This is a genomic window from Geminocystis sp. NIES-3709 (assembly GCF_001548115.1).
Taxonomy (GTDB): domain Bacteria; phylum Cyanobacteriota; class Cyanobacteriia; order Cyanobacteriales; family Cyanobacteriaceae; genus Geminocystis.
This window is the reverse complement of sequence record NZ_AP014821.1, coordinates 2,256,913-2,280,408: the sequence shown is the minus strand read 5'-3', so window position 1 is coordinate 2,280,408 and position 23,496 is coordinate 2,256,913. Positions and strand designations below refer to the sequence as shown.

Below are 23,496 nucleotides of genomic sequence, written 5' to 3'. Positions count from 1 at the left end.
TTTCTTGTGTTGTCGATCGATTTTTAACTATACTGAATAATCATAAATAAATAATTGATTGAAACAGTATGCAGGAAACTCGCTTGAATCGATTAATAGGAAGATTATTAGATCGATTTATCAACTTTTTAAATAACCCTTGGCGACAACTATCCCTCATAATAATTTTTTTATTACTAGGTTATTTCCTTGCTAACGTCATCACTACTTCCGCAGGACAAGCAGGTAAATGGGACGTTACAATTGCGTTACTTTTTCTTTTATTTACCGAAATAAGCAGTTTCATTATATATCGTCGCAATAATTTGTCTGATAAATCTCCTTGGATTGATTTATTAAACTCCTTAAAAATTGGTTTTATTTATGCACTTTATCTTGAAGCATTAAAAATGGGTTCTTAAGATTGAAAATTGTTTGTTAAACTCAGAGTTAGAATTTAGAGTTTAAAAATATTTAATTTTTAGTCGTTAGACAATTAAAAATATCGTTTTTATTTATTTATGCACTTCACAAGTAGGAAATTTTTTGTTAAATATACTCATTAAAATAATAATTAATCTACTAAATATTGACAACTTAACTGTTATTAACTAAGTTTAGTTTTTTTTCCCCCACTCAAAATACTCGATCGGTATGATAAAATCAGGGGTAAAAATTCAAAAATACATTAAATTATTATGAATATCGCAATTATTGGTAGTGTGACATTGGGAATATTATTAATCATCATGAGCTTATTATTTATCTTTCGTATCGTGTTAACGTGGTATCCCAATATAGATTTAACAGAATTTCCCTATAAATTAGCTTATTTACCTACAGAGCCATTTTTAGCACCTACTCGCAAAATAATTCAACCTTTAGGGGGTATCGACATCACCCCCATAGTTTGGTTAGGAATTATTACTCTCTTGAGAGAAGTATTATTAGGGCAACAAGGCATTATTACTCTAGCAATTCGACACAGTGTTATATGAGTAACAATTTTTGTAAGTGTTTACAATTAAAAGTTTTTGATTTCAATTTTTAACACTAAGTTAATAACGCTTTGGTTTCAGACATTCCAGCGTTGTTTAATACTCGTTTTAGCTGATAATTAGAACCTATAATAATAATTGTTTGGATTAGTAAACTGCTCAAAATAGTCAGTGAATGAGCAAAATTGGCACCAACTAAAGGAAAAGCAGAAAATAACCATACAATAGGAAATTCACCATTTTTGACTCCTAGAATAGCTAAACTTAAAAATGGAATAAAAATTAAACTACTTATTACACCGGAAGCAATTAAGTTTCTCTTTTGATTTTTCACCATTAATAATAATTGAAAAATAGTTCCATAAATAATTATCATAGTGGCGGAAAAGAAAAATCCTACTAAACTTGATAGTTTATTATCATCAAAAGGAAATATTAATAACGAGGGTATTATATATAAGTTTACTATGCTTATATTGACAACGATCGATAGAGGTGATGGACTTTTTTCTCCTAATAATAAATCTGTCATTATATGACGATGAGAAAGAGAATTTTCGTGACGAAAACGGGCCCAATCTTGTAAATTTTGACGATGGGGAGTTATGGCTGGTATTAATAATAAGAAAAAGAAGAAATTAAATACTTGCAAAATAACTAATTTACCATCATCACCCCAATAATTAATCTCTTGTAAAGTAAACCCTACATTAAAAACAATAAAACAAGCAGAGATTAGATAACTATGATATTTAGAAATTACTGTATCAGTAGGATTGTGAAAACGACGTTTCACTCCTTGCCATAACCAAAAAGTCCAAATACCAAAATTAGCAAGGATTAATAATAAACCATTGAAGGAATTACGCCACCAAAAATTACCATACCAACTTAACTCATTTAAACCTTTGAAGGAAAAATAGTTAATAGCATCAGGAGAAAGAAAAGTTGATTTAACTCCATAGGCTAAAAATAAAGCTGGATTGAATAAGAGTAACCAATCAAAGCTAGTATAACTAAAACTGTCACCTTCCATACAAATTCCGATCGTGGTAGATAAGAAAAAGAAAATTACCATACTTCCTAACCATGCTTGAAAATTGCCTAATCCGGTAAAAACTAAACTAAACAGTAAACTAGCGGTATAAAAAAATAAACAAGCGACAGCTAAAATTCCATAAAAACCTAAAATCAAAGGAAATGAAACATTAGCTTTTAATCCTGCGATCGAGTGTAAAGGAATAGCTAAAATACCAAATAGATAGACAAGTATTGGCACTCCTAATATTTTTCCTCCTAAGATTGTCATGGCTGACTGAGGAGTCAGGCGAATAAAATTAAGAGTGTTTTTACTATTCTCTTTAGAAACATCAGCAATTAACATATAACTACCGACTACTAGCAAAATAAAAATTCCCATAATACTCATAGTAGTAAATAAATCTAACCACCATAATTCTTTGAAAATGTCTAAATTACCTACTAAATCAGTCTCACAGATACCATAATTAGAATTAGGATAGTTATTTTCGTCAACTATTCCAGTACAATAACGACTATAACTCCCTTCTTTCAAAGATAACATTCCTTTAAAATACATATATAGTAAAAATTGCCCGATCGCACTTGCTACGACAACAATACTAATAGTTTTAGGTTTAAGTCGCCCTTGAATTTCTCTGAATAGTTGAGGATTCCATTCCCCAACATTATCAATCACACGAGTATATATTTTGGATAACATCTTAATACTTATCTCCTAACGAGTTATCTCTTCTTTGATGAATAATTATCTTTCCATCATAATATGCCGAACTGTTAACTGACACTTTTTAAGAAATTTAGTGGTGAGTATAGGTTTGTAGAGTTATAGTCATTAAAAATAAGAATGAGACACTTAACTGTCACAATAACTGCGGATTATTTCATCTAAACTAATATCTTCTTTACTATACATTCTTGCCCTTTTTAATGCACTAAAATCATGTTCAATATCATTAAAGTCAGGAGAATAAGTTGGCAAAAATATCACTTGATGCCCTGCATTTTCTACTAACTCTTTTATTTTATTTTTTCTATGAATTGGTGCATTATCCATGATCAGTATTGAAAATTCTTTCAGGGATGGTAATAAATATTTTACAAGCCACACTTCAAAACTTTCTGCATTTAAACTTCCCCTGAAAATCATTGGTGCAATAAAGTCTCTTTCTTTTTTTCTTCTTCCTGCTACTAAACTTTCTCTTTTTCCTCGTTTTCCTTGCTTATTTCCATAAATTTTTTTCCCTTTTTTTGACCATCCATAAATACAACTACTTTTTTCTTCAAACCCAGATTCGTCAATAAATACAAGACTTTTGATGCCATGTTTTTTTACTAATTCTCTTATTGTTATTAAGTATTTTATTCTCTCTGTACTATTTCTCTCTCTATAGCGTAACTGTTTTTTTTCTAGTAATCTTCATTCTTTTAAAAGCATAAGATATAGCGGGAACTGTTACTCCAAACTTGTTTGCTCTCTCAATTAATTTATCATCGGGATTTTCTATCACATCACGGTATAATGCTGACCAATTTAATTTGCGATGTCGATATTTCACGATAGTTGGTTTTAAATTTTCTCTGGTTAACCAGCGATATATTGAAGCTCTTGATACCCCGAAAATTCTACTTGCTTTAGTTACACTACCTTTATTCTCTACATCGTCAATAACCTTTTCTCTCAATTCTAAATTATGATACATTATAGTATTAGTAAAATCTGAATATTTGTTGATTTTAATTCTATCACTAACTGTCTCAGTGTTATTTTAAATAACTATAGTATTGAGATTCAACAAAAAATTGAGTATTTTCATGTCAATATATTCAGCATTTCAATTAAAGTGTTTAAAAATCAAACACAAGATGAATCATTTTGCCTTGAGAAGTACTATTTATATTAAAGCTCTTCAAGAAGCTATGAAAGAGTTACAAACACTCTAGGCAGTGTAACTTCAGTTAGAGAAGATAAAGAGGGATTTTCTTTTACCGTCTTCTGCTTGTTTCAATTGTTTATTCGTCGTTGCCTTTTACTTTATAATCGATCATGGTATAACAACGACTTTTCAATTTTATATTTATACATTTAATGAATATTCATACTTTTTTAGAAAAAACTGCCGGAGATTGGTTTTCCCAACGCACTATTTATGATATTGCAAATAATGAAGTTGATAACAGTAAAGCCAATTTAAGTATTAATTTTCTTTCTCCTACTAATTCACAAATTAGTCAACAATGTCAACAATATAATCTTAATTTAGATCTTAGTCTAGGGGCGATCAAATCTAAATGGGATAACTCTCCAGATTGGGGAAAACCGAAACAAATAGGTGATAGTTTGATGTTAATTTTTAGGGATGATAACGAAGATAATCAAGGACAAATTCTGCGAATACTCACAAATAAAGATAGTTTAATCGGTAAATATATTCTAGCGGAAGATGAATCCTTAACCCTCATCATCGATCGAGATTCTCAATATATTGAAGAAAGAATTTGGTTTGCTAGTGACAATTTAAGATTACGTAATACTATTGTTAAAAATAATCAACAAATTATTCAAACCTCATTTTATTCAGAAATTCGCAGAATAATTAGTAATTAAAAATCACCGGCAAAAAGCCTGTTTTATATTGTGCTGATAAGACAAATTAATTATTAAAATTTTACGATCAATTATCAATTACTAATTACTTAAAATAATGTTTAAAAAGATTTTTTATTGGCTTTTAATTACATTATTAGTAGGAACTTTAAATCCTAATATTGTATTTGCAAATTCTACTTTATCAGATCAATCTCAGTCCATTCAACCTTATTTAGAGCAGTTTAAAGATAATATTACAGAATTTACATTAGATAATAATATTAAATTTATTGTCATGAAAAATAGTAAAGCTCCTATTATTTCTTTTGTTACTTATGTTGATGTTGGAGGAATAAATGAGCCTGATGGACAAACAGGAGTAGCTCATTTTTTAGAACATTTAGCCTTTAAAGGAACTCCAGAAATTGGGACAAATAACTATCAAGAAGAAAAGGTTATTTTAGCACAATTAGATCAAGTTTTTGATGAAATAAAACAAGCTCAGAAAGAAAATAATCAAGAAAAATTAGCTCAATTAAATACTCAATTAGAAGAATTAAATATTCAGGCTAGTCAATTTGTTAACCAAAATGAATTTGGAGAAATTGTCGAAATTGAAGGGGGAGTTGGTTTAAATGCCGCAACTTCTGCGGATGCCACTGTCTATTTCTATAACTTTCCTTCTAACAAGTTAGAGTTGTGGATGTATTTGGAATCGGAAAGATTTTTAAACCCCGTATTTCGAGAATTTTATACCGAAAAGCAAGTTATTTTAGAAGAAAGAAAACTCCGCACAGATAACTCTCCTGTCGGTAAAATGGTGGAGGCTTTTCTTGATACTGCTTTTACTCAACATCCTTATAAACGTCCTGTGATTGGATATGAGACAGATATTGCTAATCTCACTAGGGATAATGTACAGAATTTCTTTGATACTTATTATGGGGGAAGTAATATTACTATCGCTATGGTTGGGGATGTCAATCCTCAAGAGGTTAAAACTATGGCACAAAAATATTTCGCTCGATTCCCCAATACAACAAAACCGGCTAAATTAAGGATAACTGAACCTCCGCAAACCAAAACAAAAGAGGTTACAATTGAATATCCTTCCCAACCTGTTTATTTTGAGGGTTATCATATTCCAGACTTAAATCATCCTGATTATATTGTTTATGACATGATAGGGGCGATTTTAAGTAATGGGCGCACTTCTCGTCTTTACAAGTCTTTAGTAGAGGAGAAAAAAGTCGCTTTAGCCGCTACAGGTTTTACAGGTTTTCCGGGAGATAAATATCCTAATTTAATGTTATTTTATGGTTTATCTGCACCCGATCGAACTTTAGAAGAATTAGAAATAGCATTACATTCAGAGATTGAAAAATTAAAAACTCAACCTGTAAATCAGGAAGAATTAGAAAGAGTCAAAACTCAAGCTAAAGCCAACTTATTAACAAGTCTTAATTCTAATGCAGGAATGGCGAAACTATTAGCTGAATATCAAGCAAAAACAGGAGATTGGCGTAATTTGTTTACCAGTTTAGATGAGATTTCTGCTGTTACACCAGAAGATATTCAAAGAGTAGCAAAACAAACTTTTATTCCTGAGAATAAAACCATTGGCAGACTTAAAACAATTTAGAAATTTCCTTTAATGAGGAGTAGGTATTAGGTATCAGAATTTAATAATTAAAAGTATCTAAAATTCTCACATTTGACTAATGTTTAAATCAATTTTTACTACTATCTTATATCTTCTGTCTCCTACCTTCATCAAAAGTTTTATGTTGAATAGAGGTAATTTGTGCTTGACTATAGCCAATTACCGATTAAAATAAAGGCAGACCAATAAGAAGGATGACTGTATTTAGAATTTCTAATCATATCGATTTGTGCTTGTCTTAATACCTCTGCTTTTGAGAGTGAAATATTATTTAGTTGTGCATAAAAATCACTCATAAGTAATTGTGTTGACTCATCTGTTACAGCCCATAAACTGGCGATCGTTGTCACTGCACCTGCTTTCAATGATATTCCAGCTAAACCCAAAGTAGCTTTTTTGTCTCCCACTGCCGTTTCACAAGCACTTAAAACTAATAGTTCTAAAGGTTGTTTTTGATTATAGGATTGAAATAGACTGGCTAATTCTTCAATGTCAATTTTTTCATCCCATGTTAATAAAAATGTATCGCTTTTGTCTGAGCTAAATTGTCCATGAGTAGCAATATGTATAATTGGAGTGAGAGAATTGTCGATAATTTTTTGTAGTTTCGTTTCCGTAAATTGTTCATTTAATAGGGTTTTACTTTGGGGTATAAGTTGATTTATTTTCTCAATTTCTATAAACACTTCTGGTAATGGTATAAAATTTTCTGCTACTTTATTTTCCTTATTTATCTCACTTAATCCAGATAAAACTGCATTTAATTTGGTATTTTTAATAGTTTTTAGAGGCAATAATTGCAAACTTGGAACAGATGCAATATTATATTTTTCGATGAGATATTTTTCTTCGTCAAAAAGTGCTGACATCGGTATATTCTTTAAAATTCCATCAGCTACAAATACTAGATTTTTTACTTGAGAAATTTCTAATTTATCTGCTACAGGGGCAAGAATATAATTATATAAATTATTTAAGGATTTTTTAATAATATGGAGATCTTGGGGAATTGGATTTGCTAAATTATCTCTTAAAATTGTAATTTCTGAGGTAATTTTTTCTTGATTAATTCTGGTACTATGACGATAGAAAGATTTATTTCCAATAGACACTATGACTTCTAGTCGATCGTCTAATATTATAGGATAAAAAATAGCGGTTTTACGATCAATTATTTGATCTAAATTTATTGGTTTAATATCTAAACAAGCATCTCTAAAAAAGTTATCTAACTCAGCAACTTGTAAAGAATCGATCGTATTTATAGCTAATTTTATTTCTTCATTGGTGGGAGAATTTGTTAATAAAATATCGATAAATTCTCGATAAATAGGTTCAATATTAGTACGAAAATCAAACTCTAAATCATTGCTTAATCCTGCTAAATCTCCTCTTAAACTTTTGATAATATTTAGAGCAGAATTATAAGCAGAAATAGCATTATTTCTTTGATTATTATTTATAGCAATTTTTCCTAATAACCAATGCCATTGATAGGTTAAATCAGGAGCTTTGATATTTTGACTTATATATAAGGCTTTTTGGGTTAAAATTTGAGACTCAACAAAATTATTTTTATCAAAATACAGTTTTCCTAAATTTCCTAATGCCAGACTTTGCCCTCGATAATAATTAATTCTTTCACTTTCTTGATAAGCTATATCTAATAATTTTATAATGATATTCTCATATTTTATTGAATTAATTTGTAATAATTTATTAGCTAAATTTAACCGATAATTAATCGTATTTTTTTTATTAGAGATCAAATCAATATTCGTGATAATATTATTTATTAAATCGTCGGAAATTTTATTATAATCATAATCAATTAATAAATTAAAATATTTTAAATTGGCTATTACTTTTATCTCTGGATTATCATCAATTTTGATCGCCTTTTGATAATAAAAATTAATTTCTTCGACAGTATTGTTAATTTGATTTGCATTTAATTCAATATTTTTTCTCAAAATATCAGAATCAACACCTCTTAATTGCTCAAAATTATTTATGTAAAGTTTACTTTGATTAACATTGTTAACTAAATTAGTCATTTTATTTTTATTTTGAAGAAAAATTAAATCTCCTTGAGCAATTAAAATATTAGCTTTGAGAGAATATTTATTATTATTTTCAGCTATTTGAAAAGCTTTATTTAAAGCTACTTCTCCTTCATTAAATTTTCCAATTTTTCCTAAATTTTCTCCTAAAGTTAGCCATGCTTGAGCCGTAATTAAATTTTGAGGAGCTGTTTCTAATTTAATTTGAATACTGCTTAACTTATCTAAGACTTGACGATAAAATCCTAATTCTTGAAGTGCCTGAGTTTGTTTAATTTCTGCATAAATAAATCGACTAATATCTAGTCTTTCGTAGGCTATTTCACTGCTTTTTTTCCATGTATTTATCGCTACTTCAGCAGAGGTAGTTTCTATCTCAATTTCTCCTTGAATTTCGAGAGCAAAGTTCAGTAACTTGAGTTTATTTTTGTCTTGATCATGAATTTGGTTACATATATTTAAGACTTCTTTTATCGTAGAATCAGCAAGGGTAAATTCTTGTTGATTAAGATAAATTAAGGCAAGATTAATTAAACTTTGGGATAATGAAATAAAATCTTTTTTTTCCCTACTTTGAATAATAATATTTTTTAAGGTTTTGATCGCAGAAGGGTAATCTCCTTTTTGATACAAAATTTCTGCTTCTGTCATCAAATCAAAAGCTAAAACTTTAGTAGATTCTACAGAAAAGTTAGAAGTAAAAAAGAAAATAAAAAAGGTAAAAATAAAAAAATTGTGAATTTTCATAATTTTAATTTTATTATTATAAATAATGAGTAATGGTAAAAAAAGATAACATCTTATTTCTAATGATTAAAAGGGTATCAATTCAAAAGAAAAATAAACACCGTCTCCTTGTAGAGTATTGTTATCTTCTTCTAAATTGATAAGAGGAATACCATAGTCAATTCTGGCAGAAAAGACATCACTAACTAATAGCTTTAAACCTAAGCCAACACTAGCAAGACTATTTTTTTGTAAAGAAATATCATCATTATTCCATACTGTACCAAAATCGAAAAAAGGTGATATTTGTAGAGTCGTTTTCCAATGGGGAATTTGTAAAATGTTACCACGCAATTCAGAGGAAGCAAAAAAACCATTATCGGCAAGCAAAGCATCTTGGGAGTAACCTCTAACGGTATAAACTCCCCCTAGACTAAATTGTTCTACTGGTAGTAAACTTTTATTAGCTAATTGTAAATCTCCCCTAACTAACCACATAATATCAGGAGTTAACAATTTGAGATATTGACTTTGTCCCCTCCATGCGAAAAAATTACCATCAGGTATTTTGTCATTATTGTTAGTTGAACCAAAAGCTGAAATACCAAGGTTAAACTGCGATCGAATTAAAAATACATCAGTTAAACTACGCCTGTTATACTCTTGAAAAAAACGAATAGCAAAAATTCTTGTTTTACCGTCACTGTCAGCACCACGAGATAAAGGAAAAGACTCACCTAATAAGTAGTTATTAATATTTTGCCAGTCGGTGGTGATGCCTAAAGCAAATTCTTGGTTAGCGGTTTCGTAGAGAGGTTGACGATAGGTTAACTCATATTTTTCATAGTTAGATTCTAAGTCAAAAGGCTCAAAAATTTCGGGATAGATAACTTTCGATTCGCTACTTCTAAAGGCAAAACTTACCTTACCATTGTAGGCATTTACGGGTAAAGTATAACTAAGATCATCTAAACTATCGCTTCCGTCAGTATGAGAATAGGTAACATTAAATCGATCGCCCCATCCAATTAGATTATTATGAGTTATCTCTCCTAAAATGCGATTAGTGCCAACACTAGGGTTACGATAATTGTCATAACTTGTCTTCGCAAAAAAAGCATTAGCTTCCATAACATTAACTCGCAGAATATTATTACCAACAGTAGTACCTTCAATCAATTCGGCAGAAATTTGCGAAAGTAAAGGATTAATCTGTAATAATTGTAAAGATTGTAGTAAATTCTGTTTATTTAAGGGAGATTGTGTCCCAATCATCAATCGACTACGGACATAATCTTTTTGCAAACGACGCAAACCATTGATTTCGATTGATTCTACTTTGCCCTCAATAACTTGAATAGTAACGATAGTATTTTCTTGGGAAATTGTTTGTTGTGGAATAAACGCCCCGGAAGTAATATAACCATTATCTATATATAATTGAGTAATTTTTTCCTGTGCCTCCACCAGTTGACGAAACTCGATCGATGTATTAATATAAGGATCTAAAATTTCCCTCAATTTTTCCTCACTAAAAACAGTATTACCAATAACTTTAAACTCCTTAACGATGATTTTCCCTTCAATATTTTCTAGAGGAGAAGTTATTGTATTTTCCGAGGGAAGTATGGGTAAAATTTCCTCAAGGGGAGGTAAAAGTTGAATATCTGACGGTGGATTGAGAGGAGGCGGGTTGAGTCTCGGTATAGCTTGTGCCACAACGATTTTACTATAACTTAAGAGACTAATTAAAATGAAAAAAAAAGTTAATTTTTGCATAGTTGATATTTTAATTAAGTTTAATACAATCTCTAGGAGTTACAATTAGAGTCTAGGGAATAAATCAAAATAAAAAAATCAGGAGTTGAGTAACATTGCAATAATTTAAAAAAAAAACAACATAGAGCATTTTTTAATTAGCAGTGTAAAATTATTGAGATTGTTCGACAGTAGTTATGATAAATTATGAATAAATAATACTTAAAACTCTCTTGAGATAAGAGTTATAGAATTTAAAAAATGCAATTGTTATAAATTAACAGTTTTAATTTCACCTAATACCTAACATCTTTTTTAAAACATAATTTATCATACTCAAAGTAGAATAGCGATGATTTTTTATAACTTCTCCAAAGAGGCAAAGGTTTTTAAGATGATAAATTAGCAATAAAAAAGTTTTATGAAAAATAACTTGCTCAAAATTTTCTTTCCTTCACTTCTATTTTGTTATTCCTTAAGTTTTCTTAACAATGATGTTTTAGCACAACTTATTCCAGATAACACTTTAGGTAATGAAAATTCTACCGTAAGACAATTAAACTCCCTAAAACAACTAATCGAAGGTGGTGCATTACGAGGAAAAAATCTTTTTCACAGTTTCCTTGAATTCAACGTTAATAATGGGCAAAGAGTTTATTTTACAAATCCTCAAGGAGTTAATAATATTTTAACCAGAGTTACTGGTGATAATATTTCTCAGATTCTAGGAGTATTGGGAGTCAATGGCAATGCTAACTTATTCTTACTCAATCCCAATGGTTTTATCTTTGGCAACAATGCCAGTTTAGACTTAAATGGTTCATTTATTGGCACTACTGGAGATATTAAGTTAGGAAAAAATGGCTTATTTAGTGCAACAAATATTCAAGGTAGCACTTTATTAGATATTGCCCCTGAAGTTATTTTTACTAATGCTCAAAATAAAATTGAAAATCGAGCCAATTTAGTTGTTAAAGATGGAAAAAATCTTCTCTTAATTGCTCAAGAAGTTATTGATAAAACGCCAGAAAATCAGCTTAATAGTATCTTAGCTTTAAAAAATGAAAGATTAAAAGCAGATAATAGTTTAGGCTCAGAAAACACGCAAATAGAGACTATAGACACAAAAAATGATCGAGTGGTAGGAGGAGCAAAAAGAGATATTAACTTATTTCATAGTTTTGAAGAATTTAACATTGAAAGAGGCAAAGGAGTATATTTTGCCAATCCTGTGGGAGTACAAAATATTTTAGCAAGGGTGACAGGAAAAAATCTGTCCGAAATTAGAGGAATTTTGGGAGTTGAAGGGAATGCAGATTTATATTTAATTAATCCTAATGGTTTATTTTTTAATCAAAATGCCAGATTAGACTTAAATGGCTCATTTTTTGTCTCCACAGCAGAAGCCATCGTCTTTGACAATTTTGAATATAGTACTAAAAATCCCAATACTCCTCCTAATGTTTTGTTGGATGTGCCTTTAGGTTTCAGATTCAACAACAATCCTGCGGATATTATTCTCAAAAATGAAGCCTTAGATAATCAAAATGATGTAGTCACAGAAAATGCAGAAGTTGGAGATTTACCTGATAATTCTCAATCAGTCAATAATAATGAAACTCCTCCGCCTTTGACTATTGAAGGCACATTAAACCAAGAAAGCGATACTGATACTTATCAAGTCTTTTTGACGGAAGGTTCAAATTTTGATGTCACAACAGAAGGCACGACAAATTTTGATACTCGTTTATTTTTATTTGATAGTCAAGGAAAGGGTATTATCGCTAATGATGACATTAATCAGGATAATAGACAATCAACTTTACCTCGTTATCAAGTTAATGAGTCTGGAAATTATTATCTTAGCATCACTAGCAGTTTCAATAGTCCTAAAAATAGTCAGGGTAATATTTTTGGTAATGAGACGACGGAGATTTCTCCAGATGTTATCATTCCTGAAGGCTTTTTGATTGACGAAAATCCTATCGGCTTGGGGGGTAATTCTCCTGTGACGGCATGGACAAATTTTGGACTAGAGTCGGGAAGCTATGTTATCAAATTAAATGGTGGTTTAGTGGAGAATGGTAATTTAGGAGTTAATGCGGGAAAAACTCTAGGGTTTATCGGTGGGAATGTGGTTGTTGATGGTATTAGTATCAATTCCTCTGACAGCAATATTATTTTGGGGGGAGTAAAAGAAGCCTCAACTATAATAATTAATCCAAATAAAACAGTTACTTTTCCGACTGGCGTTAGTTTGGGAAATATTTCTCTAGTTAATCAAGGGAGAATTAATGTCCAGGGAAATCGAGGCGGTAGAGTGAATTTAGTGGGTAATCAGATTAATCTTGACAACAGTTCAATTCTAGGGGGTATTAACGCCAATAATTCCTATATTTCTTCAAGTTTAGACAATATTAATCTCAAAGCGATCGAGCATATTAATCTTAACAATAGCACGATCGAGCAAATTTTATCTGTGCAGGGTAAAGGAAATGTTGGGGGTATTAATCTAATAGCGGATTCAATATCATTGACAAATAATTCTCGCATTAATACCACTTTACGAGGAGAAGGCTCGATCGAATCCATTAATATTGATAGTAATAACCTTACACTGGATCAATTTAGCCTAATCAGTAATATTATTGGCATTGATGCTCAAGGTAATAATCAAGGCATAACCATTAATACTGATAATCTAAATTTGAACAATAATAGCGGTATTCTAACTGCCGTGGGTATTGAGGAAATCCTCGAAATCAATCAACTGAAATCTCCTAATGGTAATATTAGCAACAAAGTTGCTTCAGGAGAAGGCACCACTGGAAAAATTGATGTTTTGGCAAGGGGAGACATTAATTTAGATAATGGTAGTCTTATCGCTAACATCGTAGTTAATAACGCTAGGGCAAACAGTGGAGGTATTAACATCGAAACGGAAAACCTCAGTCTTGCCAATAGCAGTCAAATTAATGCAGGTAGTGGAGGGTTTGGTAACGCAGGAAAAATTAATATACTTGCTCATAATAGTATTAATCTTGATGGTACTAATCCTAACACTGATGTTTATTTTAGTAACATTGCCAGTACTGTGGAAAATGGTGGCAAAGGTAATAGTGAAGGTATTGAAATTACCACAAAAACCCTTCATCTTCTCAATGGCGGAAGAATTAGTACAAGTGTTAGTGGAGATAATCTAAATGTTTTAACAGAAGGCAATGCAGGATTAGTAAAAATCAATGCCCTTGAGAAAGTGATTATTGAAGGGCAAAATAAAAGCGGTTTTACTAGCTTTATCGATAGTACTATCAATGGCAATGTGATAGGGGATAGTCAAGGTATATCGATCGATACGAATAATCTCATTCTACGTCATAGTGGTTCTATCATAACCAGTAGTAATGGAAAAGGAGATGCAGGTTTAATCAAAATCAATGTTAACGACAACCTTATTATTAATGGAGATACCAAAGATAGTAATGCTTTTCGCAGTAGTATTTTAAGTACGATGGAGACAGGGGGAAAAGGTAATAGTCAAGGTGTGGAGATTAATGCTAATAATTTGAGATTAATTAATGGTGGTAGAATTGGCTCTAGTGTTATTACTGATAATCGTCAAATGTTGACTCGGGGAAATGCAGGTTTAATCAAAATTAATACTACCAGTAATATTTCTCTACAAGGACAAAATTCTCAAACAACAGCACCCAGCATAATTGACAGTGTAATTGGTTTTGGCTCGGTCGGCAACAGTAAAGGAGTAGAGATAAATACCAGTAACCTTAGTCTTAAAGATGGTGCTAACATTATTACTAGCACTTCAGGAGAAGGAAATGCAGGAAAAATATTGATTAACGCCCAAAAAGATATTACCCTTGATGGTGCAAATACCAGTAACAATCAACTCATCACTGCTATTGTTAGTACTGTGGAAAATGGAGCAAAAGGAAATAGTGAGGGTATTAATATTAATACTCCTTCCCTCAATGTTTTGAATGGCAGTAGAATTAGTACCAGTGTGATAGGGAATAATCCAGAAAATCCCACCATTGGCAATACGGGGTTAATTAAAATAAAAGCCGATAATAGTTTGACTCTACGAGGTAAAAATGAAGACAACTCTCCCAGTATCATTGATAGTTTTATTCTATCTAACTCGATCGGGGATAGTCGAGGTATTGAAATTGAAACAGGTAAATTAACCATTCAAAATTTGGGCACAATTAGCAGTAGCAGTTTTGGCAATGGTGATGCAGGAAAAATAATTATCAAAGCCGATGACGGAATAACCATCGAAGGAGAGAATGTTTCTAATTCTGAGTTTCAAAGTGGTATTTTTAGTACCTTAGAAAGTGGTGCAAAAGGTGATAGTCAAGGCATTGATATTGATACGACTTTCCTTAATATTATCAATGGAGGAAGAATTACCGCTAGTACTTTTGGCGAAGATATTAACACCATCACCCAAGGGAATACAGGATTAGTCAAAATTAATGCTTCTCAAGAAATTTTTCTCGATGGTGGCAATAATAAGAATATTGCCAATTCTATCGATAGCCTTGTAGGAGAATTTGTCATAGGTGATAGTCAAGGCATTGAGATAAATACCCCTACTTTGACTGTGAAAAATGGAGGTAATATTTCTGCTAACACTTTGGGGGAAGGAAATGCCGGTGCAATTAAAGTCACAGCAGATACCATACTATTAACGGGAGAAAAAATTTTTGAAGTAGATGGTAAAAGAATAACTCTCCCTTCTAATATCTCTAGCCCCATTGAAGGAAAAAAAAGTAAAATTTACCGTAGTGGTGGAATTATTATTAACACACACAATTTTATTATCAGTGATGGTGGAACGATCGCCAGTAGTACAGATGGAACTGGCGATGCTGGACAAATAAAGATTAAAGCAACAGAAAGTATTATTCTAAGTGGTCGATCGAAGGGACTAAATATTGGTAATATCGATAGTAGTATTTTTCCTTTTGCTGAGGGAAATAGTGATGGTATTGTTATTCAAACTCCCCTACTTATCTTGAAAGATTTTGGAAGCATTAATGCCTCAACAAAAGGTAGTGGCAATGGTGGAATTATTAATATTACTACGGAAACTCCTTTAATACTAACTAATCATTCAGAAATAACCAGTGCCTTAGATGAGGGTGGTGTCGGCAAAGGAGGTAATATAATCATAAATGCTCCTAGTTTAATTTTAGACGATCAAAGTCAAATTAATGCTAGTACCGCAGGAATTGGAGAAGGTGGTTTTGTGCAACTATTTATTGATGATACTATTCATCTCAATAACGGTAGTCAAATAGCCACTGCGGTAGAAAAAACAGGTATCGGATTAGGTGGAAGAATTGCGATTAATACTCAAACTCTTAATCTTGATAATCAATCCCAGTTAAGGGCAAGTACTTTAGGACAAGGAAATGCTGATAGTATTTTAGTTAATGCCGATAATATCACTCTTACTAACGATAGTCGCATCAATACTGAAACCGAAAGTAATTTTAAAGCAGGTAACATAACTCTCAATGTTGCAGAAAATCTCTTTATCTCTGGTAGTGGTTTATTTGCTAATACACAGGCTAACTCTAATGGGGATGGTGGAAATATTATTATTAATTCTCCTTTTATCAATCTTAGCAAACAAGGTTCGATCGCCGTCAATAGTTTAGGTAATGGTAAAGGTGGAGATATAAGCATCAATGTCAACAGTCTTAATCTTGATAATGCCGATATAACCACTCAAACTTTAAGTAGTGATGGAGGTAATTTAAGCCTTAAGATTCAAGATTTATTGACTTTACGCAATGGTAGTAATATAACAGCTACAGCAGGAACATCTCAAGGAGGAGGGGAAGGGGATGGCGGCAACATTATGATCAATTCTCCTTTGATTATTTCCTATCCTTCTAATCCTTTGAATGGGATTACTGCTAATGCTTTTGAAGGAAAGGGAGGCAACATTGACATCACGACAAATGTTATATTGGGAGGAGAATTTTTAATTATCAGTGCTTCGTCACAATTGGGAGTTGATGGAGAAGTCATTATCCGTAACCCAAATATTGATCCTACCTCTGGTTTAATAAGTTTAGATTCAAACTTTGTGGATATTGAGGGATTAATTAATCAAAATCCTTGTAAATTAATCGATAACAAGTTATCAGGTTCATTTTATATTATCGGAAAAGGAGGACTTCCAGCACAACCGAGCGATTTTAACTATCAAAATATTATTCTTACACCTTGGCTAAATTTAGAGGAAGAAGATAATTCCAGTAATGTTAATTTGTCTTTTCCTAATATAAGTTTAAAGCCATTTGTTTCTTTTGCTTGTAACAACAATTAAGTTAATTTACGAGACTTCGACAAAAGTGTTCAACTATAAACAAGATCATTGATTTTGAAGTAAGAAAAAAATGGATTTTTCGTCGATTTTTTGTTATGATATTTAATACTCATAGCTAGGAGAGGTGGCAGAGTGGTCGATCGCGCTCGACTTGAAATCGAGTGACTAGAAATAGTCCGTGGGTTCAAATCCCACCCTCTCCGTTCTCTACACCCGTTATTCCATAATTGTTTGTATGTACAGTAGTACAGTAACAAAATATTTGTCATCGGTAACAGATTAGTGTCGTCTTAACAAATTAAATGACGTGATCACAAATTAATCTCATTCAATTTTTAGAAGAAGGTGGGATTTGTTCTCAATTTTCAAGGAAAATTTTTAGATGGTAAAAATCTCCTCAACTTTGCTATCCAAAAGATTTAAGATTTAAAATGAAACCAGAGAAATTCTGTATCAGGTTGAGAAGATATTATTTTTATCTCTTTTTCCTGTTGAATACTAGCTCCATCTCCGGCACTTAATGAGGTATTCTCGATCGCACTGAGCAACTTCTTATCAGGCGTACTCGTACTTTCGACGATCGAAATTTCTCCTTTAATAACTTGAATCCAACCATAATCATCATTATCGAAAGAATGAGTAACACTTTCTCCCACATTCAGAATCGAAGCAAATAAATCAACATTTTGATGAATCTTAATAGAATTTTCTCTACCATCACCAGAAACTAATAAACACAATTTTCCTTGTTTTTCGTCCCTAGAAAAAGATTTTTGCTCATAACTAGGAGTTAGATTTTTTGTATCAGGTAAAATCCAAATTTGTAATAAATGGACAAGATCTTGATTAGAATGATTATATTCACTATGTCTAATACCAGTACCGGCTGTCATTCTTTGCACTTCTCCTTCAGGAATCGTTTCCTCATTACCGATACTATCTTTATGTGCTAACTCCCCTGCTATTACATAAGTGACGATTTCCATATCTTGATGCCCATGAGTCCCAAAACCTTGCCCCGGAGAGATAATATCTTCATTAATAACTAATAAATTGCCAAAACCCGTATATTTGGGGTCATAATAACTACCGAAAGAAAAAGTATGTTTCGTATCTAACCAACCAAAATTAGCACTTCCTCTTTCTGCTGATGGGCGAATGGTAATCATATTCTTTGCCTCGTGAGTTGACTATCTATTTATATTTTTAACTATAACAATACCTTTGTGAGATGGGTTTAAGGTTTTAACGACTTTTAATATACGGTAATTACCTTTGTTAGCAAATATCAATTATTAATTAACCTCAGTTCGATGCAAGAATCTTTGATATAGGTAGGTTTTAGGTTTTAGATTGTAGGTTGTAGGTTAATTTTCCCATGACTGTGATTAATAATTAGCTAAATTAATCTGAATCAAATCAATTATTACGGATTTGTTCTCAATTTTTTACCTAATAACTAACACTTAACACCTTATACCTTATCATTACCAATAAATTTTATAGTTCACTGAGGTTAATTATTAATTCTTCATTGTGTGATTGACCATTAACCAATAAACTTTGTAATAAAAGCAATTTGACAGAATAAATTTATGAAAAAAGTCCTCGGAATTATTTTAGGCGGTGGAGCTGGTACAAGATTATACCCCTTAACAAAATTACGGGCGAAACCAGCCGTACCCTTAGCTGGGAAATATCGTTTAATTGATATTCCTATTAGTAACTGTATCAATTCTGAAATATTAAAAATTTATGTATTAACTCAGTTCAATTCTGCTTCACTGAATCGTCATATCAGTCGTGCTTATAATTTTTCAGGATTTAGTGAAGGTTTTGTAGAAGTATTGGCTGCACAACAAACAAAGGAAAATCCAGAGTGGTTTCAGGGCACGGCAGATGCTGTAAGGCAATATGTATGGTTATTTGAAGAATGGGATATTGATGAATATATTATTCTTTCGGGAGATCATCTGTATCGCATGGATTATGCTAAATTTGTTGAACATCACCGCAAAACTAACGCTGATATTACTTTATCTGTTGTCCCTATTGACGAAAAAAGAGCTTCTGCTTTTGGTTTAATGAAAATAGATGATACTGGCAGAATCGTCGATTTCAGCGAAAAACCTGAAGGTGATGAGTTGAAAAAAATGGCAGTGGATACTTCTATTTTAGGCTTAAATCCCGATCAAGCTAAAGAAAATCCTTATATTGCTTCTATGGGTATTTATGTTTTTAAAAAAGGAGTTTTAGAAAAACTCTTAAAAGATAACCCTCGTCAAACGGATTTTGGTAAAGAAATAATTCCTGCCGCCGCTAAAGATTATCGTGTACAAGCCTATTTATTTAAAGGGTATTGGGAGGACATTGGTACGATCGAGGCATTTTATGAAGCAAATTTATCCTTAACCAAACAACCACAGCCAGATTTTAGCTTTTATGATGAAAAAGCTCCTATTTACACTCGTTCTCGTTATTTGCCTCCCACAAAATTGTTAAATTCTAATGTAACTCAATCTATTATTGGCGAAGGTTGCATTATCAAAGAATGCCGTATCAATCACTGTGTTTTAGGAGTAAGAACTCGCATTGAATCTGATTGTATTATAGAAGATAGTTTATTAATGGGAGCAGATTTTTACGAGTCATCGAGTATCAGACGCAGTAAATCGGAGCAAGGAAGCGTACCAGTAGGTATTGGTGCTGGTTCTACCATCAGAAGAGCGATCGTGGATAAAAATGCTCGTATTGGCAAAAATGTCATCATTACCAATAAAGACAGAGTTGAAGAAGCTAATCGAGAAGATGAAGGATTCTTAATTCGTAGTGGTATTGTTGTCGTAATTAAAAATGCCGTCATTTTAGACAATACAGTAATTTAAGTTAATATAGCAATCCTAGATGAATCGTGAGAAATAATTCTGTTTAATTAGCAATTAGTTATCAGCTATTGTGAAGTTAAATTTCTGCCCAACATTAGTTAGTAATTGATTACTTATTCTTTAATGAAAAAAAGGCTAACAGCTAACAGCTAATCCCTTTAATTAAAAGTATCTAAAATTCTCACAAATAATTTAGGAATGCTATAGTTGATAGTTTTCTCAAAAAATCTCATAATTTTTTTTGATCGTAATAAAAACATCTTAGAAAAAATATTTAGTCACTTAAGTTGTTATAGTAATTTGTTTATGGCAAAATCTGATTTGATTTATTTATCTAAGAAAAAATAATTTCTGAGCCGGAAGCATTAATTTTTACTTGTAGCACCTGTTGTTCACCAAAAATTGATCGTAGTTGATTATGAGTTTCAGGGGGTGCAAAAAAGAGAATAAAACCTCCCGCACCAGCCCCTAATAACTTACCACCCCATGCCCCTGCATTAATGCCTTGTTGGTATAATCGATCGATCTCTGGATTGGAAATCACTTGAGATAAACTACGTTTTGCCATCCATGCTTGATGTAATAACTTACCAAAAGCTGAGAAAGATTGATTACCCGTTAAAATATTCCAGCCTTCATCCACCATTGTCCGCATATCTTTTAAAGTGTCAGTGTTATCGGTAACTTTATCTAATTGATGGGCAACCACTTCTGAAGCTCGTCTTTTTATGCCCGTAAAGACGACAAATAAATGTTCCTCAAATTCCGCTAATCGTTGGGGAGAAATCGGCACTTTATGGACAACTATATCGGTTTCTGTACGAAATTCAACTAAGTTAAATCCTCCCACCGCCGCCATTAGTTGATCTTGACAGCCAACTCGATCGTGTAGTAATTTTCTTTCAACATAAATAGCTTCATAAGCCAAATCTAACGGACGCACAAATTCTCCTTTGAAACTATGGAGTGCGTGAAGTAGTGCAACCGTAAAAGTCGAAGAAGAACCTAATCCCGTAAAAGCAGGTAAATCAGCAACATTATGTAATTCAATATCACGATCTAAATCACAAAATTTCAAGCATTCTCGATAAACATTGTGTTGAATTTCCGTGAGATTTTTAACTAATTCTACCTGACGATAGGACAAACGAATGGTATAGTCAAACAGATGACTAGGAAAGGGACTAGCTGTAAGATAACAAAATTTATCGATCGCCGTAGCTAAAACAGCCCCTCCATGATGCAAAAAATATTCAGGATAATCTGTGCCACCACCAAAAAAGCTAATTCTAACAGGGGCGCGGGAAATTAACATATTTTTTATCAATTGAGAATAGTGTTACTAGAACATCCTGTAGTATCTACAAATCTTAATTATCGATTACCTTTGCAGACTCATTTTTTTCAGTTTCGTTACTAGGCTCTAATTTAGCATTCATGGAAACTGCTTCTTCTACTTGTTGAGCTTCTTTTTTAAACTCCTCTTGAAACTCTTTAGAAGCCTCTTGAAAACCTTTGATGGTTTTACCTAAACTTCTACCAATTTCGGGTAATTTTTTAGGTCCAAAAATAAGTAGAGCGACCACAAAAATCACAATCATTTCAGGGAGTCCGATGCCAAAAACGTTCATTATAGTTATGTTTTAAAGTGTGTATAAAATTTTAGGCGATGCTTAATTAAGCTATGAATTATGATACTTAACAATGGAGAATTGACATTAGTTTAAGAGAAAACGCATCTAATTTACATATTATGAAATAACTATTTAAGAAACAAATCTCCCAGTCTCCTAGTGTCATGTTCATTTGTAAATCATATCTCAATTCAGCAACACCAAATGTTTAAAACTATCTATGGTTTAAATTAACCATCAACAATAAACCATCATAACTTTATTGACCAAGACTTCTCCAGTCAACATTTACGCCCTCAAGTAAGAGAGAGGAGTTATAAATTTGTAAAATGATCAATAAAAACACCAAAAATAGAACCATAAAAACACCCATTAAAGGGGTTGTACCCCATCCGGGAGCAACTTTTCCGTATTCTGAGTTAAGAGGCTTCAGAATGTCGCCTAAACGAGTACGTTGTGACATATTTAACCTTAGATATTTCAATTATTTTTCTTATCTGTCGTAATATTATAGAGTAAGAAGACTCTTATTAAAAAAACAAATAGCTCTTATGGAAACTGCGACGATCGTCGGATTTAGTATTGCTGCGGTATTGGTTGCCGTCACAGGCTATTCTATTTATATGGCTTTTGGCCCTCCTTCCGCAGAATTAAGCGATCCTTTTGAAGATCACGAAGATTAATGCAATTAACAATTAACAATTAATTTTTTCAAATCTTCGGAGAACTTGATTCTACCTAAACAATTAAGATGTTGTCATTCATCTGTGATAAGTTAATGAGTATATTCAAAGAACTATTCTTTTAAGTAAAAGTTATGGTAGAAGTTTTAAATGAAATTATTATCGAATCTGGGAAAACAGAAAAACAATACTGGAAAGATATATGGAAATATCGAGAATTATTTTATTTTCTAGCATGGCGTGATATTTTAGTTCGTTATAAACAAACTGCGATCGGTATTGCATGGGCATTAATTCGACCCTTTTTGACAATGGTAGTATTTTCAATAATCTTTGGTAAATTAGCTCAACTTCCTTCTGAAGGAGTACCTTATCCTATTCTCGTTTTTGCAGGAATGCTTCCTTGGCAGTTTTTTGCTAATTCCTTATCTGAATCTAGTAATAGTCTCATTAGTAACTCTAATCTAATTTCTAAGGTTTATTTTCCTCGTCTTATTGTGCCAACTAGTGCTGTGGTTGTAAGTTTTGTCGATTTCATGATCTCAGGCATGATTTTAATTGGATTAATGGCATGGTACAATTTTGTTCCTACTTGGCGAATTCTTACTTTACCTATATTTATTTTAATTGCTTTTGCTGTTTCTATGGGTGCTGGTTTATGGCTTTCTGCCCTTAATGTTCAATATAGAGATTTTCGTTACGTTGTTCCTTTTATCGTTCAATTTGGCCTTTATGTTTCCCCTGTGGGATTTACCAGTAATATTGTTCCTGAAAAATGGCGCTTGCTTTATTCTTTAAATCCTATGGTAGGTGTTATTGACGGTTTTCGATGGGCAATTTTAGGAGGAGAATATCAATTACACTTAGTTGGTTTTTTTGTCTCCTTATTTTTAGTTGTGTTTCTTTTAGTTTCTGGAATTCAGTTTTTCCGTAAAATGGAAAGAACATTTGCGGATGTAATATAAAATATTTACTAAAATTAGTAAATAAAAACTTAGAAAAAAAAAATTTTTAGCCATAGCCATATTAATTTAATTTTTTATCTTGTCCTGATAATTCTGAAAATACTTGAAAGGGTAGAAGTATTAAGAATAAAAGGATATGCTGAAATG

The 23,496-nt window shown here is 31.8% G+C and carries 15 protein-coding genes, 1 tRNA gene and 1 pseudogene; 9 read left to right on the top strand and 8 right to left on the bottom strand.

Going from position 1 to position 23,496, the window contains the following annotated elements; translation table 11 throughout:
* The first annotated feature begins 68 nt into the window (after positions 1-68).
* Positions 69-401 (top strand): DUF565 domain-containing protein, encoded by a 333-nt coding sequence (locus GM3709_RS09705; RefSeq protein ID WP_066118702.1) that lies wholly within the window; start codon positions 69-71, stop codon positions 399-401.
* Positions 402-677: 276 nt separating this feature from the next.
* Positions 678-977: a YggT family protein gene (locus GM3709_RS09700; protein WP_066118701.1), complete on the top strand. Its 300-nt coding sequence runs from the start codon at positions 678-680 to the stop codon at positions 975-977.
* Positions 978-1,032: 55 nt separating this feature from the next.
* Here the strand turns inward: GM3709_RS09700 and GM3709_RS09695 are convergent, their stop codons facing one another.
* Positions 1,033-2,721: a hypothetical protein gene (locus tag GM3709_RS09695; protein WP_066118699.1), complete on the bottom strand. Its 1,689-nt coding sequence runs from the start codon at positions 2,719-2,721 to the stop codon at positions 1,033-1,035.
* Positions 2,722-2,874: 153 nt separating this feature from the next.
* Positions 2,875-3,721 (bottom strand): annotated as a pseudogene (locus GM3709_RS19755) (IS630 family transposase).
* A gap of 386 nt (positions 3,722-4,107) precedes the next feature.
* Between GM3709_RS19755 and GM3709_RS09680 the strand changes: the two are divergent.
* Positions 4,108-4,626, top strand: a complete 519-nt coding sequence (locus GM3709_RS09680) for a phycobiliprotein lyase (protein WP_066118695.1) — start codon at positions 4,108-4,110, stop codon at positions 4,624-4,626.
* A 97-nt stretch (positions 4,627-4,723) separates the two neighbouring features.
* Complete coding sequence (locus tag GM3709_RS09675) at positions 4,724-6,250, top strand: pitrilysin family protein (RefSeq protein ID WP_066118693.1); 1,527 nt, start codon at positions 4,724-4,726, stop codon at positions 6,248-6,250.
* 170 nt (positions 6,251-6,420) lie between these two features.
* On the opposite strand, the gene GM3709_RS09670 is transcribed toward GM3709_RS09675, so the two are convergent.
* A complete protein-coding gene (locus GM3709_RS09670; RefSeq protein WP_066118691.1) occupies positions 6,421-9,081 on the bottom strand; it encodes a CHAT domain-containing protein in 2,661 nt (886 codons plus the stop codon).
* Between the two features lie 66 nt (positions 9,082-9,147).
* Complete coding sequence (locus GM3709_RS09665) at positions 9,148-10,839, bottom strand: ShlB/FhaC/HecB family hemolysin secretion/activation protein (RefSeq protein WP_066118688.1); 1,692 nt, start codon at positions 10,837-10,839, stop codon at positions 9,148-9,150.
* Between the two features lie 400 nt (positions 10,840-11,239).
* On the opposite strand from GM3709_RS09665, the gene GM3709_RS09660 reads away from it, so the two are divergent.
* Together GM3709_RS09660 and GM3709_RS09655 are read left to right on the top strand one after the other, a co-directional pair.
* Positions 11,240-17,182, top strand: coding sequence for a filamentous hemagglutinin N-terminal domain-containing protein (locus GM3709_RS09660; RefSeq protein ID WP_066118686.1), 5,943 nt, complete (start codon positions 11,240-11,242; stop codon positions 17,180-17,182).
* 118 nt (positions 17,183-17,300) lie between these two features.
* A tRNA-Ser gene (locus GM3709_RS09655) sits at positions 17,301-17,385 on the top strand.
* 216 nt (positions 17,386-17,601) lie between these two features.
* On the opposite strand, the gene GM3709_RS09650 is transcribed toward GM3709_RS09655, so the two are convergent.
* The gene (locus tag GM3709_RS09650) at positions 17,602-18,351 is read right to left on the bottom strand and encodes a pirin family protein (protein WP_066118684.1); all 750 of its coding nucleotides are present in this window, start codon (positions 18,349-18,351) and stop codon (positions 17,602-17,604) included.
* A gap of 426 nt (positions 18,352-18,777) precedes the next feature.
* On the opposite strand from GM3709_RS09650, the gene GM3709_RS09645 reads away from it, so the two are divergent.
* Positions 18,778-20,067: a glucose-1-phosphate adenylyltransferase gene (locus tag GM3709_RS09645; protein ID WP_066118681.1), complete on the top strand. Its 1,290-nt coding sequence runs from the start codon at positions 18,778-18,780 to the stop codon at positions 20,065-20,067.
* Between the two features lie 334 nt (positions 20,068-20,401).
* Here GM3709_RS09645 and GM3709_RS09640 read toward each other — a convergent pair whose 3' ends face one another.
* The 3 genes from GM3709_RS09640 to psbH all read right to left on the bottom strand — a co-directional run bounded on the left by GM3709_RS09640 (position 20,402) and on the right by psbH (position 22,164).
* The gene (locus GM3709_RS09640) at positions 20,402-21,382 is read right to left on the bottom strand and encodes a GHMP kinase (RefSeq protein ID WP_066118679.1); all 981 of its coding nucleotides are present in this window, start codon (positions 21,380-21,382) and stop codon (positions 20,402-20,404) included.
* A 55-nt stretch (positions 21,383-21,437) separates the two neighbouring features.
* Positions 21,438-21,698 carry a TatA/E family twin arginine-targeting protein translocase gene (locus tag GM3709_RS09635; protein WP_066118678.1) on the bottom strand — a complete coding sequence of 87 codons (261 nt, stop codon included), beginning with the start codon at positions 21,696-21,698 and terminating at the stop codon, positions 21,438-21,440.
* Positions 21,699-21,960: 262 nt separating this feature from the next.
* Positions 21,961-22,164, bottom strand: coding sequence for a photosystem II reaction center phosphoprotein PsbH (gene psbH / locus GM3709_RS09630; RefSeq protein ID WP_066118676.1), 204 nt, complete (start codon positions 22,162-22,164; stop codon positions 21,961-21,963).
* 88 nt (positions 22,165-22,252) lie between these two features.
* On the opposite strand from psbH, the gene psbN reads away from it, so the two are divergent.
* Both psbN and GM3709_RS09620 read left to right on the top strand, forming a co-directional pair.
* Positions 22,253-22,384 carry a photosystem II reaction center protein PsbN gene (gene psbN, locus GM3709_RS09625; RefSeq protein ID WP_066118674.1) on the top strand — a complete coding sequence of 44 codons (132 nt, stop codon included), beginning with the start codon at positions 22,253-22,255 and terminating at the stop codon, positions 22,382-22,384.
* 134 nt (positions 22,385-22,518) lie between these two features.
* Entirely contained in the window at positions 22,519-23,349 is an 831-nt protein-coding gene (locus GM3709_RS09620; protein WP_066118673.1) for an ABC transporter permease, read from the top strand.
* The last annotated feature ends 147 nt before the right edge of the window (positions 23,350-23,496 follow it).

Excerpts from the sequence above, each read along its gene's own strand:
- psbN (WP_066118674.1), top strand. The coding sequence starts at position 22,253 with ATGGAAACTGCGACGATCGTCGGATTTAGTATTGCTGCGGTATTGGTT.
- GM3709_RS09645 (WP_066118681.1), top strand. The coding sequence starts at position 18,778 with ATGAAAAAAGTCCTCGGAATTATTTTAGGCGGTGGAGCTGGTACAAGA.
- GM3709_RS09665 (WP_066118688.1), bottom strand. The coding sequence starts at position 10,839 with ATGCAAAAATTAACTTTTTTTTTCATTTTAATTAGTCTCTTAAGTTAT.
- GM3709_RS09660 (WP_066118686.1), top strand. The coding sequence starts at position 11,240 with ATGAAAAATAACTTGCTCAAAATTTTCTTTCCTTCACTTCTATTTTGT.
- GM3709_RS09620 (WP_066118673.1), top strand. The coding sequence starts at position 22,519 with ATGGTAGAAGTTTTAAATGAAATTATTATCGAATCTGGGAAAACAGAA.
- GM3709_RS09705 (WP_066118702.1), top strand. The coding sequence starts at position 69 with ATGCAGGAAACTCGCTTGAATCGATTAATAGGAAGATTATTAGATCGA.
- psbH (WP_066118676.1), bottom strand. The coding sequence starts at position 22,164 with ATGTCACAACGTACTCGTTTAGGCGACATTCTGAAGCCTCTTAACTCA.
- GM3709_RS09670 (WP_066118691.1), bottom strand. The coding sequence starts at position 9,081 with ATGAAAATTCACAATTTTTTTATTTTTACCTTTTTTATTTTCTTTTTT.
- GM3709_RS09695 (WP_066118699.1), bottom strand. The coding sequence starts at position 2,721 with ATGTTATCCAAAATATATACTCGTGTGATTGATAATGTTGGGGAATGG.
- GM3709_RS09680 (WP_066118695.1), top strand. The coding sequence starts at position 4,108 with ATGAATATTCATACTTTTTTAGAAAAAACTGCCGGAGATTGGTTTTCC.
- GM3709_RS09635 (WP_066118678.1), bottom strand. The coding sequence starts at position 21,698 with ATGAACGTTTTTGGCATCGGACTCCCTGAAATGATTGTGATTTTTGTG.
- GM3709_RS09650 (WP_066118684.1), bottom strand. The coding sequence starts at position 18,351 with ATGATTACCATTCGCCCATCAGCAGAAAGAGGAAGTGCTAATTTTGGT.
- GM3709_RS09640 (WP_066118679.1), bottom strand. The coding sequence starts at position 21,382 with ATGTTAATTTCCCGCGCCCCTGTTAGAATTAGCTTTTTTGGTGGTGGC.
- GM3709_RS09675 (WP_066118693.1), top strand. The coding sequence starts at position 4,724 with ATGTTTAAAAAGATTTTTTATTGGCTTTTAATTACATTATTAGTAGGA.
- GM3709_RS09700 (WP_066118701.1), top strand. The coding sequence starts at position 678 with ATGAATATCGCAATTATTGGTAGTGTGACATTGGGAATATTATTAATC.